The sequence below is a fragment of the Enterococcus sp. CR-Ec1 genome, from assembly GCF_002850555.1.
Taxonomy (GTDB): domain Bacteria; phylum Bacillota; class Bacilli; order Lactobacillales; family Enterococcaceae; genus Enterococcus_D; species Enterococcus_D entomosocium.
In genome coordinates this window covers 2566924-2579371 of record NZ_CP025223.1, presented here as the reverse complement: position 1 = coordinate 2579371, position 12448 = coordinate 2566924, and the positions used below count along the sequence as shown (strand labels likewise).

General features: G+C 45.6%; 11 protein-coding genes. 4 read left to right on the top strand and 7 right to left on the bottom strand.

Annotation, left to right across the window (positions count from 1 at the left end; genetic code table 11):
* Positions 1-47 precede the first annotated feature (47 nt).
* Positions 48-884: an NAD(P)H-hydrate dehydratase gene (locus CXM95_RS12345; protein WP_034872317.1), complete on the bottom strand. Its 837-nt coding sequence runs from the start codon at positions 882-884 to the stop codon at positions 48-50.
* A 159-nt stretch (positions 885-1043) separates the two neighbouring features.
* Between CXM95_RS12345 and pepV the strand changes: the two genes are divergently transcribed.
* Positions 1044-2468, top strand: coding sequence for a dipeptidase PepV (pepV, locus tag CXM95_RS12340; protein WP_005225493.1), 1425 nt, complete (start codon positions 1044-1046; stop codon positions 2466-2468).
* A 220-nt stretch (positions 2469-2688) separates the two neighbouring features.
* Positions 2689-2982, top strand: a complete 294-nt coding sequence (locus tag CXM95_RS12335; RefSeq protein WP_086297165.1) for a hypothetical protein — start codon at positions 2689-2691, stop codon at positions 2980-2982.
* A gap of 143 nt (positions 2983-3125) precedes the next feature.
* On the opposite strand, the gene CXM95_RS12330 is transcribed toward CXM95_RS12335, so the two are convergent.
* Both CXM95_RS12330 and CXM95_RS12325 read right to left on the bottom strand, forming a co-directional pair.
* Positions 3126-3332 (bottom strand): hypothetical protein, encoded by a 207-nt coding sequence (locus tag CXM95_RS12330; protein ID WP_008378986.1) that lies wholly within the window; start codon positions 3330-3332, stop codon positions 3126-3128.
* Positions 3333-3463: 131 nt separating this feature from the next.
* Complete coding sequence (locus tag CXM95_RS12325) at positions 3464-3772, bottom strand: DUF5960 family protein (protein WP_008378984.1); 309 nt, start codon at positions 3770-3772, stop codon at positions 3464-3466.
* Between the two features lie 160 nt (positions 3773-3932).
* On the opposite strand from CXM95_RS12325, the gene CXM95_RS12320 reads away from it, so the two are divergent.
* On the top strand, positions 3933-4283 hold the full coding sequence (locus tag CXM95_RS12320; RefSeq protein ID WP_086297162.1) for a hypothetical protein: 351 nt from the start codon (positions 3933-3935) through the stop codon (positions 4281-4283).
* 120 nt (positions 4284-4403) lie between these two features.
* Here the strand turns inward: CXM95_RS12320 and CXM95_RS12315 are convergent, their stop codons facing one another.
* Complete coding sequence (locus tag CXM95_RS12315) at positions 4404-5147, bottom strand: NADPH-dependent oxidoreductase (protein WP_087664956.1); 744 nt, start codon at positions 5145-5147, stop codon at positions 4404-4406.
* Between the two features lie 349 nt (positions 5148-5496).
* Between CXM95_RS12315 and CXM95_RS12310 the strand changes: the two genes are divergently transcribed.
* Positions 5497-8148 (top strand): cation-translocating P-type ATPase, encoded by a 2652-nt coding sequence (locus tag CXM95_RS12310; RefSeq protein WP_086299275.1) that lies wholly within the window; start codon positions 5497-5499, stop codon positions 8146-8148.
* Positions 8149-8206: 58 nt separating this feature from the next.
* On the opposite strand, the gene CXM95_RS12305 is transcribed toward CXM95_RS12310, so the two are convergent.
* From CXM95_RS12305 to CXM95_RS12295, 3 genes are read right to left on the bottom strand one after another with little or no spacing between them, the layout of a single operon-like run.
* Positions 8207-10345: a transglutaminase-like domain-containing protein gene (locus tag CXM95_RS12305; RefSeq protein WP_086297157.1), complete on the bottom strand. Its 2139-nt coding sequence runs from the start codon at positions 10343-10345 to the stop codon at positions 8207-8209.
* Positions 10342-11385 carry a DUF58 domain-containing protein gene (locus tag CXM95_RS12300; protein ID WP_086297154.1) on the bottom strand — a complete coding sequence of 348 codons (1044 nt, stop codon included), beginning with the start codon at positions 11383-11385 and terminating at the stop codon, positions 10342-10344. The genes CXM95_RS12305 and CXM95_RS12300 overlap by 4 nt, the downstream gene beginning before the upstream one ends.
* Before the next feature lie 2 nt (positions 11386-11387).
* On the bottom strand, positions 11388-12326 hold the full coding sequence (locus tag CXM95_RS12295; protein WP_086297151.1) for an AAA family ATPase: 939 nt from the start codon (positions 12324-12326) through the stop codon (positions 11388-11390).
* Positions 12327-12448: the final 122 nt, after the last annotated feature.

Genomic DNA, 12448 nt, shown 5'->3' with positions numbered 1-12448 from the left:
GACAAATGCAGAAAGGGACGTTTTTTTGATGAATGGTTTATCAGAAATCATTCTGGATCGGCTGCTTGGTGCTTTTTCATCCATTGAGGCAATGCGGCACTGATTTGTGTCGGCAAAACGACATAGTGCTCTTCTGCCAATGCTTCGCCAATCAGGCTATGGAGATAGACAGCCGCGTGGATCGTTTCCTCTGTTTTTTCAAACTGTGCCAAAAAGCTGGTAATCATGCCTGCCAGCGTATCACCCATCCCACCAGTCGCCATTGCGGGTGTTCCTAGGGGATTTTGGGCGATGCTGCTACCGTAAATTTGCGTGCGATGGCTTTTTAAGACCACCAGACTTCCGAGTTTTTGTTGGGCTTGCTGATTGTTTTCTTCGGTCTGGTCGGCAATTGCCAGTCCGCTGAGCCGTTGCCATTCCATCTGATGCGGCGTGAAGACGACTTGTTCAGGAAAGGGGATGATCAGCGGATATTTGGCAGCCAAATTGATCGCCGAACCATCGATCACCAACCATTGGTGTTCTTTTTGGGCAGAAACGATCCGCTGCAGCAGATCAAAATTGCTTTTTCCTTCTCCTAATCCGGGACCAATCAGTAGGACGTCCGCCGATTCGGTGACCGTATCGATCAGTTCTGTTTGCTGCCAATCGACAAACATCGCTTCAGGCAAGCGGGCGTGCAGGGCGGTTCGGTTGACGCCATCGGAGATCACAGTGGTCAAACCAGTTCCCCCATATACACAGGCTTGCGCCGCCATTAAGATCGCCCCACCGAATTGGCGGTTGCCCCCTACTAAAACGGCCCGGCCAAAGGTACCTTTGTGGCTTTTTGTCGGGCGCTGTTGGATCACTTTGGATAAAATCGCAGAATCAAGTTGCACCATGCAATGACTCCTTTCGTTAATCAAAATCGAGTTATATTTATTATACCTGTTTCCTAGAAATTTCATAGAAAAGACCCATGGAAAAAGGCGCAATTTTTTTTCCTTTTTTGGTTTAAGAGTGTTATCATAAATAGCGAGAACAGAAATGGAGGGAACACTATGACAATCGATTGGAAAAAAGAGGTCGAAGCCCGCAAAGACGATTTGCTGAACGACTTGATTGATCTATTGAAAGTGAAAAGTGAAAGAGAAGATGATAAAGCGACTGCGGATGCACCATTTGGTCCCGGACCTCGTGATGCGTTGCTACACATGCTAGCTTATGGCGAACGTGATGGCTTCACAGTCAAAAACGTCGATAACTACGCTGGTCATATCGAATTTGGTGAAGGAGACGAAACATTAGGGATCTTCGGTCACATGGATGTTGTTCCTGCAGGTGACGGCTGGTCAACCGATCCTTATGATCCAGTCATCAATGACAACAAAATCTATGCTCGTGGTTCTTCTGATGATAAAGGTCCTTCAATGGCCGCCTATTATGGGATGAAAATCATTAAAGAATTGGGCTTGCCATTATCGAAAAAAATCCGTTTTGTCGTTGGTTCTGATGAAGAAAGCGGCTGGGCAGATATGGATTACTACTTTGAGCATGAAGAAAAGCCTGATTTTGGCTTCTCGCCAGATGCCAATTTCCCAATCATCAATGGAGAAAAAGGGAATGTGACGTTAGGTATCCATTTCCAAGGCAACAATGAAGGAGACTTCACGCTACAAAGTTTCACTGCTGGCTTGCGAGAAAATATGGTACCAGGAACGGCAACGGCAAGCTTCATTGCTCCATCAACAGAAGAAGCATTAGCGATCGAAAAAGCCTTTTTCGATTACGTTGAAGCCAATCCAGTGACGGGCACAATTGAAACAGAAAATGAACAAGTGACGATCGAATTAGTCGGTAAAGGTGCCCATGGTGCCAGCCCACAATCAGGAATCAATGCGGGAACCTTCTTAGCTGTCTTCTTAGATAACTATGCCTTTGGCGGCGGCGCAAAACAATTCATCCATGCAGCAGCAGCCTATGTCCATGAAGATTTCTACGGTGAAAAATTAGGTGTGGCGTACGAAGACGAAAAAATGGGTAAATTAACTATGAATGCTGGCTTGTTTGCTTTTAAAGCGAACCAAGCAGGAACGCAAGCAGACAACTTTATCGCCTTGAACTTCCGTTATCCTAAAGGGGTAACTGCGGAAGGACTTGAAATCGGTGTGGAACGCACCGTCGGTATGGAAGGGGCCACCGTTACTCGCAATGACCGCAACATGGAACCTCACTACGTGCCAGCAGATGATCCATTGGTAGAAACTTTATTGGCGGTTTATGAAGAACATACCGGCGAAAAAGGCTTTGAACAAATCATCGGCGGCGGCACATACGGCCGTCTATTGAAACGCGGCGTTGCCTATGGCGCAATGTTCCCAGGCTATGTTGATACCATGCACCAAGCCAATGAATTCATGAGCTTGGATGACCTATTCAACGCAGCGGTGATCTATGCAGATGCTATCTACCGTTTGGCGAAATAAAGAGACATTGATACCGTCTATTCTTTTTTAGCGGAGTCGATTTATTGATACTTAGATGAATAGAGGCAATAAAGGAATAGCAGTACGACTGATTGTTTTAATCATTGTCGCACTGTTATTTTATTACTTTAGAAAATAATTATTTTATTTTCGTTGGGTTATTTTATTATTGACATCAAATCATCCGAATGATTTACTTTTTGTAAGGAGTTGAAAAGTGATGCCTGATTTAGTGAAATTTATTTTGGTTATTTTGATTATTTGGGTGGTTTATCAAGTATTTACGACGGTTTTATTTACCCTTTCCCAAAAAGCAGTTGCCAAACAAATCAAAAGCGGGAAGATGTCTGATCAGCAGTTGGCGAATTTGTACCACGCTGTAGCACGAGCAAATCAAGGAAGCAATTTCCAAGCGATTTTCTCTTATGGGCTCTTTTACCGCAGCCATGCAAAGCAAAGTGATGCGGTCTATGAACTGTATCGCGCGGAAATGGCGAAAAGAAATCTGCTGTAACCAACTGTGAAGCAACTGTTTTCGAGAATATTGCTCGAAGTAGCAAAAAAGCCCAGGTCCTGTACAACAAGTGCAGAACCTAGGCTTTTTTTGTATTTACTGGGCAGCAAGCTGTGACAGATAAACACAGCTCTTTGCTTCAGCTATTTCTTGTCTTTGTTGCTTTTTTGATCCATACCGGCACCGATCGCTACACCTAGTGCGATGCCTAAACCCATGCCTAATGCCAGGTTGTCAAAAAACAGCATCCCAAATGCAGCACCTAAGGCCATTCCGACACCGATCCCCAATCCCATATTGTTAGAAGCGGCTTCTTTTTCTTCAGACGTTTGCGGTGGTTTTTTCGTCATTGTGAAAAACCCCTTTCTTTTTAGTATAGAGGGGTTTTGTTTTGATGACAAACATTCGAACTGCTGCTCAGTGATTTTCATGAGGAGAGAGCAGCCGCTTGGTACAGTAAACGGGAGGGGGAAACATTGGTCTATCTTCCGCCGGGCAAATAGTTACGCTCGGGGTTGTAGCGGCGAATGATCTTATTTTCAGCAAGTACGTGCTCATAATAATAAACAGGCGCATCCTTAGTCTCTAGTCGAAAAACAAAGACGAGCGGAACCTTTAAGACGGAATAGCGCGCGGGGATCGCAATATATGATTTTTGATTGCGCTCCATCGTCAATGCGAATTCATCAAACAAAAGCGCCACTGGTGTGGGAAAGTTTACCAATTCATAATAGTGTTTTTCAAATGCATAGGTTTCTTGTTTTGCATAAGCGATTTTTGCAGCTGGCATACGCATTCACCTCACTTGAATTATACGAACGTTTGTTCTGTTTGTAAAGCGGAAAATCACCAAACGAGGAAAAAGGGGGAGTTCTCTATGAAAAAGATGTTTTGCTAACAAGAAATTTGCTACACTAGAGGAAAGAAGGAATCAAAAAGGAGCAGATACCATGGATTATGAACGCTTTGCACGATTACAGGCACGCTTTACCGATGAAAAACTGCTGACCAATGAAGGGTTCTATCGGTTGCGCTTGTCAGGGAAGGCGCAGTTCGAACTAGCCTTTATCAAAACTGGACCTTGTGGCGAGTCTGTCTACCAGCCGCTGATCAAGGGCACTTTTTCTGAAAAAGAAGCAATCCCTACCTATTTGCTGGATCTTGCGGCGCAACCTATGACGCAAATCAGTCAGCGAACCTCCGAAAATGCAGCCGTGATAGATAAAGCATTCGTAGAATTAATGGAAAAATGTGAGCAGGCAGTTGCCGTCAACGAAACCGCACAAGAAGCCGCACGTTAATTAGCGCGACAAAGATACAAGAGCAGCCTGAACCTGATTTTTTACACCAAGTAAAAAAACGATCCTGACAAGATTCCTTGCCAAAGATCGTTTTTTATTTTCCCGTGGTGATTAGTGTCCTCATTCGCCAAAGTGGTCTGAGAAGCCTTGTTGCTTCATAAAGGCAGCGACATCTGGACGTCGCGGTTCACGGAAAAATTCCGTCATTTTCGTTTGCCAATTGGTTTGCTGTTGATTGCTGCTGCGTTGTGCATAATAGGCTTCTGTCGTTTGGTTGTACTGGGCTGTTTGCTCCTGCGTCAGCGGTTGATACTGATCGACACTTACGATCGCTTCTTGGGGCAAGCGGACTTTCGGCTCATTTCTGTGTTGCGGATAGCCGATCGTTAAACCGAATAACGGAAACGTCAATTTTGGTAAGCCGACGAGTTCTGCGATACGAGGCAAATCATTGCGGATGCCGCCGATGTAGCAAATTCCTAAGTCTTGTGCTTCAGCATATGCTACCATATTTTGGGCAGCGATCGTCGTATCAACGACTGACACAATAAATGGTTCCATCGTGGTTAAGTGGGTATCCGGCAATCCTGCTTGGGCCAGCAGCTGCTGATGCTTATGTAAGTCGGCGACAAAAAGATAGAAGACCCCCGTTCGAGTGATGTAGTTTGGGGCACCGGCAATTTTTTCGATAGCAGCCAGTTTTTCAGGATCACTGACCTCAATGATCGAATAAGCTTGAACAAAGTTCGAACTGGAGCCGCTCTGGGCAACCGTTACTAATTTTTGCTTGAGTTCCTTTGATAGTGACCGGGGTTGAAAATCTCTGACAGAGCTGTGGCGGGTAAAAGTATCAAAAAGATCCATCGTTTTTCCTCCTGTAACGTACAAATTTCTTTCTTCTTTAGTGTAACAGAAAAAAAGGAATGGGAACAAAAAGAATGTTTTCAAAAAATTTTCAAATTGATGTTTTATAGTTGCCAAGCACAACAGTTTCCGTTATGATAATGATACATTCTTATTATTATTCCTTAGGGGAGTAACCGGTGGCGCAAGCTGCGATAATATCAACAGTAAGTAAGCTGGCGACAGCTTTCTGGTATTATTTGAAATGGTGAGACCTAAGACAAGCGTATACTTGTCTTAGGTCTCTTTTTTTCTAGCAGAGTGCCTAAGGAAAATAAAATTAAAAGGGGCAAAAAAATTGGCGAAAGAAATGTATCAAAAAGAAATCTCGGAAATTATGGCAGAGGTCCAGAGCAGTCCAGAGGGGTTGACGCAGCAAGAGGCAGCCAAGCGGTTAGAAAATGGCCTGAACCAGCTGAAGGAAGCACCTAAGAAATCAAGCTTTGCCTTATTCTTAGATACCTTCAAAGATGCGATGGTGATCGTCTTGTTGATTGTGGCAATCATCCAAATGGTTATGGGTGCCCACGTTGAGTCCATCGTTATCTTCGCAGTACTCTTGTTGAATTCCGTCGTCAGTGTGATACAAACGAAAAAAGCCGAAGGATCGTTAGACGCTTTGAAAAGCTTGTCAGCACCAGATGCTAACGTCATTCGGGATGGCAAAGAACAAAGTGTGCTGGCGAAAGAATTGGTTGTCGGCGATATCGTTATTTTAGAAGCTGGGGACTATGTACCAGCAGATGGTCGATTGATTGAAGAGGGTTCTTTGAAGGTCGATGAAGGAATGCTGACTGGGGAATCAACGCCAGCGGAAAAAGAATTAGGTGTGATCGATCGTACCGCACCGATCGGCGACCGTGACAACATGGTCTTCAGTGGAACGATCGTCACTTATGGGCGTGGTCGGTTTATCGTAACCGCGACTGGTAATGTGACGGAAATCGGTCAAGTGGCTGGCTTATTGGAAAGTACGGTTGAACACAAAACGCCATTGCAACGAGGATTGGACAGCTTCAGTAAAAAACTGAGCTTGGCGATCTTGGTCCTTTCATTGATTATTTTAGGGGTTCAAGTAGCACGGTTGTTCTTAGGTGACGGAACAGGTGATATGACGGAAGACTTAGTCAACGCCTTTATGTTTGCGGTAGCCGTAGCCGTAGCAGCGATTCCAGAAGCATTGCAATCGATCGTGACGATCGTCCTTTCGATCGGAACAAAACAAATGGCGAAGCGTCATGCCATCATTCGAAAACTACCGGCGGTTGAAACATTGGGTTCAACGAGTATCGTTTGTACAGATAAGACAGGGACCTTGACCCAAAACAAAATGACCGTTGTTGACTACTATTTACCAAATGGGCAAACGGGCACGTTCCCCGATGAGCCAACTACCTGGACATTGCCTGAAAAACGCTTAGTAGAGATCAGTGTCTTGGCCAATGATGCTGCCATCAGTGAAGATGGGGCGAAGCTAGGAGACCCTACTGAAATTGCTTTTCTGGATTACAGTGAGAAACTAAATCAGCCATATCGGGCGATTCGTCAACAGTTTCCTCGTTTGCAAGAATTGCCTTTCGATTCTGATCGTAAATTGATGTCCACCTTACATGAGATCGATGGCGAACATTTGTTGTTGACCAAAGGTGGTCCAGACATCGTCTTTGGCCGCAGTACCAAAGTCTTGATCGATGATCAAGTCGTTCCTTTAACAGATGAAATCAGAAATAAATTGCAGCATCAAAACGAAGAATTCTCAAAACGGGCATTACGGGTCTTGGCGTTTGCTTACCGTCCATTGACCGATATCCAATCACGAGAATTGACACTTGAGGATGAAAACGAGCTGATTTTGGTTGGTTTGATGGCAATGATCGATCCTCCTCGTAAAGAAGTCAAACAAGCCGTAGCAGATGCCAAATCTGCCGGTATCAAAACAGTTATGATCACAGGGGACCACAAAACGACAGCCGTGGCGATCGCACAAGAGATCGGTATTTCAGCTGAGGGCGACTTAGCCTTGACTGGTACGGAATTGGATGCTCTTTCTGAAACCGAACTAGCGGATCAATTAGACAAAATCACGGTTTATGCTCGTGTTTCGCCGGAAAACAAAATCCGTATCGTGCGGGCTTGGCAAGACAAAGGCAAGATCTCTGCCATGACCGGAGATGGGGTCAATGATGCCCCCGCCTTGAAACAAGCGGATATCGGGATCGCAATGGGAACCGGAACGGACGTTGCCAAAGATGCAGCGGCGATGGTCTTGACGGATGATAACTTTGCCTCGATCATTCGTGCCGTAGAAGTTGGCCGAAACGTCTTTGACAACATCAAAAAAGCCATTTCGTATTTGTTTGCTGGAAACCTAGGTGCGATCATTGCGATCGTCTTTGCCTTAGTGATGGGTTGGGACAATCCATTTACTGCCTTGCAGCTACTCTTTATCAACTTAGTCAACGACTCATTACCAGCAATTGCTCTGGGAATGGAAAAAGCCGAACCAACCATCATGCAGCGCCAGCCAAGAGATCCAAATGCTGGTATCTTCACTGGAAAAACTTTGATCTCAGTAACGTATCGCGGTATTTTGATTGCCGCTGTCGTGATTTTGGCACAATGGTTAGGGATGAGCCAATCACCTGAGTTAGGTGTAGCGATGGCCTTCTCAACACTTATCTGGAGCCGGACATTGCAAACATTGCCAGCACGCTCAAATACCGAGACTGCTTGGCAAGCTGGCCTTTTTGCCAATAAAATGGTGTGGTTGGCGATCGTCGTTTGTGGTGGACTATACAGCATTACCTTGATTCCTGGCATCCGTGAAGTCTTTGCGATTCCAGCAACCTTCACTTTAGGACATGTCGGTCTATGTATCGCAATGGCTGCTGTGGCAGTTGTTTTGATGGAAATCACAAAACTGATTATTATTGCCGTTCAAAAACGTCAAGGAAACGCCTAAAGCAAAAAACGTATCGATCCTTTGATCGATACGTTTTTTTGTCGTTTCTCCTCACTGCTTAGTTGATTTTTTTCAGCTGACTGATTTGGGCAGCGACTTGCTTCAAGAAGGCTTCTTGACCAGCCGGCTGTTCTTGGCTGTAAAGGTAGGCTTCGTATTGCTGCGTCAAGCGGATAAAATCACCATGAAACAGTGGATAGAAGGCTTCGAGTCGTTGGGCATAATCAATCAACGGCTCCGCCTCGTTACGGTACAAAACTTTCGTCGTTTGCCTTAAAAACAAAGGATAGGCAGCAACTAGTGGCTGTTTGTTAAAGCGGCAGATTAACCATAAATGAATACGGAAAAACGAATGGCGGAAATAGAAAAGCAGGCCAAGTCCTAGGAGAGCTAAGCCTCCAAAGAAGCCATTACGCAGCGTTTGTTTCAGCTCCTCAGTCAACCAAACATCATCGGTAACCGCGGCTGTTGCAGAACTGCTGGTCGTGGTTTCACTACTTTCTGTTTCCGTGCTGCTCGTTGGTGTTGTCTCGCTGCTAGCGGTCGGCGTTTCTTCGGAGCTAGTAGATTCTTGAGTCAACACGGGACGATCAGGATTTTGGAAACTAGGTGTCGGTTCAAAAGGCACCCAACCGTATCCGTCAAAGTAGACTTCCACCCACGAGTGGGCATTCAAGTTGCGAACGGTATAGGTAGTGATTCCGTTTTCTGTCACGGGGGATCCAGGAGAAAAGCCTTTTGCCCAGCGAGCAGGGATCTCTAAACTCCGTAGTAGAACGACCATTGCCGTGGAAAAATTGTCGCAGTAGCCGACTTGTGATTCAAATAAAAATTGATCAACGTAATCTTGCTCTTCTGCAGGCACGACGGCATCGGTTTTGGAATAGCGGAATACGAGCGGATCTTTCAAATAGCTTTCAATTGCGGTGACTCGGTCAAACAGACTGTTGCTGTCAGTGGTGATCTCAACAGCGAGGTCTTGCACTCGTTGCGGTAAGGAGTCAGGCAGTTGGATATAATTGATCGGTGTATCCGGATAAATCAAGGGCAGATTCTGAAGATTTTCAGCGGCAAAATCGGCATGGTCCCAATCGAGGGTCAAGACCGTGTCTGGTAGCGCATCAATCAAATCGACCCGTTGAATAGCATCGCTGATTTGAAAGCCACGCGCGCCGCTTTCAAGGGATAACCTACTGCGTCCATAGGGCAGTGGCACATAGTTTCCATGATTTTGGAATTGGATCCGCACTTGTTCATTCTCAGGATAGGTTTGTTGATAGCTCTGGTCAGCGATGGTGACATCGCCTGCTTCCAAGCGAATGTCTTCCCGGCTAGTACTGATCCAGCCTTTACCAGAATAAAAGTCTTTGCTTTCCACCCGCCAGTAATGCGGGGTTTCTTGTTGCGCTTCAAATAAAATCGTCGCATCATCAAGTAGTGGTCCGCCTAATTGACGATCATTTTCACTGAAGCCCGTGCGAGAACCAGTGGGGGTGCCATGTTCTTCAATAAATTGATAAAAACCCAGCTGATTCAGATTTGTCCGTATAGGCGTGGAACTAGCTGCCAATTGTTCTCGCACGCTCGTTTGCGGCAAGTAGACAGCAGTGACGGCTAAGCCACCAATCAATAGCATCACGCCGAACCAGGGGGCGATCGTTTGACTGGATTGAAAGGCGCTGCGCTGGATCATGGAAGAAGCCAGCGCGCAAAGAAAAATACCGATCAAATGCCACGTCAAATCAAATTGATTAAAAATCACGACTGTCAGCAAGTAGCCGATCATGGTACCGTAAATCAAGAAAAAGCGTTGATAAGCAATCGGTAAGATCGCTAAAAACAAGACCCAACTAACGATCAATGTCACCGCCGCCAGTTCGGTGATATAGCCGACCTCACCACTGAGGATCTCTTGAAAGGCACGGTGCAGGTCTAGCCAAAAACGCAGTAGCCAATCAAAAGAAAAGGCAGTCCCATAAGGAAAGATCCGATACAAGACGATCAGCCAAGCGGCTGCCAGCAAAGGCAAACTGTAACGGACTTTCGGCACGATGGTCAAAATCAAACAGACACTAAAGGCATAAGTTAAAAGGGTGAACTGATTGCCAAGGTCATAAACTGCGATAAACGGCAAGATCACCAGTGATAGACTGAGAAAGGTCAAAAGACCAATCAGTGCTTTCTTAATAAATCTCATCCTACCACCTCCTCAAGTTCATTCAACTGCCTCATTAAATCAGCGTAGGTAAACACTTGGCAGCTGTTTTTTTCTTCCAACTGACTGAGGTAGTTTTCCAGTTGTGGGGTGAAAACCGGGGTAATGAAGATAAGATGGCTGCCAGTCATGAGCGGTACCCCTTCAGGAACTTTCTCGAAGGGAAGGATCTGGGCATAGGCAGCGGCATCCGTTTGGTAAGGGGAAGTCAATCCGTCACCAATCAAGAGCGGCTGAAAAAGTCGTTGATTTTGTGAGAAATGGTGGATCGAATAAAACAGTGTCAAGGTCTCTTCAAAAGCAGGATGATCTTCTCCCCAAAAGAGCAGAAAGATGTCTTGTTCTTCTTCGTATTCTCGTTCGCGATAGATCAATTCCTGTTGTTTGCTGGATAATTTCCAATCGATATTTTTTAATGAATCCCCTAACTGGTATTGACGGAACTGTCGAATAGAAAAATTGGGTTCCCCGTGGGTTTGGCTGCGGACTTGCTGTTTAAAAAATGGCAATAGGGCAACGGCTTCTAGCTTCAATTTCGGTAGGATCAAAATCGATTGTTTCGCACCTGCAGCGTAGCTTTTTTCAAAAAAGCCAAAGAGATCATGGCTGTACAATTGAACGGGCAATTCTTCATAGCTGCCGCGCTCCTTTGGGGTCCAAGGCAGATGGAGCCGAATCAGATTGCCTCGATAAAAGGCGCTGTGATGACTTTCCTTGAAACGATCGTCAAACTGCAAGGTGAAATCGACCAGCGGCAGCAGCGTCGGGCGATACTTGAAGACTTGCAGCGGTAAGGTGATCGCTGTCTGTGTTTCAGCTTGGATCGATTCTTCTAAAACGATTTGGACCTTCTTGAGGGAGGGCAGCAAGAATACTGCGTCAAGCAACAATAACAGAGTCAGTAAAAACCAGAGGCTCCAACCGGCATTATTATTAAAGATCACACAGTAAGCCAGCAGCAAAAAATAGGCAGCGCTAAACAACAGGAGGCGCAGCACGCGTTCAAGCTTTTTTTTCTTCATCGCTATTTCCTCGTAGGGACAGGCACCCGTTGGATCATCTGTTTCATCAAATCTGAAAGGGTCTCCGCGCTAGCATGAACGCCGCCTTTCAGTAATAAACGATGACCGAAGACTGCTGGTAAAATTCGCTGCAAGTCTTGCGGCGTGACAAAGGTCCGTCCTTCCGTCAACGCTAACGCTTTTGCCCCTTTTAAGAAGGCGATCCCACCACGAGGACTGATACCAAGGTCAATGGAATTATGCTGGCGGCTCGCTTGAACCAGCTGCAATGCGTAACGGGCGACCCGCTCATCGACATACACGTCGTCCACCATCGCTTTCAAAGCGGTCACTTCATCAGCATGTAAAATGGTTTGGATCTGATCCAAGCTTTGCTGTCGTTTTCCAGTCAAGAGGGCGAGCTCATCTTGAAAATCTGGGTAACCGATATGCAGGCGGAACAAAAAACGATCCAATTGTGCTTCGGGCAAAGGATACGTTCCTTCATATTCGATTGGGTTTTGGGTAGCTAACACAAAAAAGTGGGGACTCAATGGGTACGTTTGATTGTCGATGGTGACATGATTTTCTGACATGGCTTCTAAGAGCGAGGCTTGCGTCCTTGGTGTGGTTCGGTTGATCTCATCTGCCAAGAGGACGGAGGTGAAGATCGGGCCGGGACGAAACTCGAACTGGTGGCTTTGGGAATTAAAAATCGACACACCTAACACATCGTTAGGTAAAAGGTCTGGGGTAAACTGTACCCGTTTGTAGTCACTTTGAATGGCTTTGGCTAATGATTTGACCAACATCGTTTTCCCAACACCGGGGATATCTTCAAATAAAACGTGTCCGCCAGCAAGCAGCGCAGCCACGGTAAATTGGATCACATCTCGTTTGCCTAAAATCACTTTTTCCACTTCTGCGATCAAGGCATCAATTTTTTGTAATTCAGCGGTCATGAAACAACCTCCTTGCGTTCTTTTCTTCTATTGTAACGGTTTTCTAGGACTGTCGCAATTTTCGTGTAACAATTAAAGAAAATTTCAAGAATATTCAAAAAAAGGAAAATCCTGCCTGCGGG

Coding starts and splice junctions, on each gene's coding strand:
- CXM95_RS12325 (WP_008378984.1), bottom strand. CDS start 3,772: ATGCCAGCTGCAAAAATCGCTTATGCAAAACAAGAAACCTATGCATTT.
- CXM95_RS12315 (WP_087664956.1), bottom strand. CDS start 5,147: ATGGATCTTTTTGATACTTTTACCCGCCACAGCTCTGTCAGAGATTTT.
- CXM95_RS12295 (WP_086297151.1), bottom strand. CDS start 12,326: ATGACCGCTGAATTACAAAAAATTGATGCCTTGATCGCAGAAGTGGAA.
- pepV (WP_005225493.1), top strand. CDS start 1,044: ATGACAATCGATTGGAAAAAAGAGGTCGAAGCCCGCAAAGACGATTTG.
- CXM95_RS12310 (WP_086299275.1), top strand. CDS start 5,497: ATGTATCAAAAAGAAATCTCGGAAATTATGGCAGAGGTCCAGAGCAGT.
- CXM95_RS12330 (WP_008378986.1), bottom strand. CDS start 3,332: ATGACGAAAAAACCACCGCAAACGTCTGAAGAAAAAGAAGCCGCTTCT.
- CXM95_RS12300 (WP_086297154.1), bottom strand. CDS start 11,385: ATGAAGAAAAAAAAGCTTGAACGCGTGCTGCGCCTCCTGTTGTTTAGC.
- CXM95_RS12345 (WP_034872317.1), bottom strand. CDS start 884: ATGGTGCAACTTGATTCTGCGATTTTATCCAAAGTGATCCAACAGCGC.
- CXM95_RS12305 (WP_086297157.1), bottom strand. CDS start 10,345: ATGAGATTTATTAAGAAAGCACTGATTGGTCTTTTGACCTTTCTCAGT.
- CXM95_RS12335 (WP_086297165.1), top strand. CDS start 2,689: ATGCCTGATTTAGTGAAATTTATTTTGGTTATTTTGATTATTTGGGTG.
- CXM95_RS12320 (WP_086297162.1), top strand. CDS start 3,933: ATGGATTATGAACGCTTTGCACGATTACAGGCACGCTTTACCGATGAA.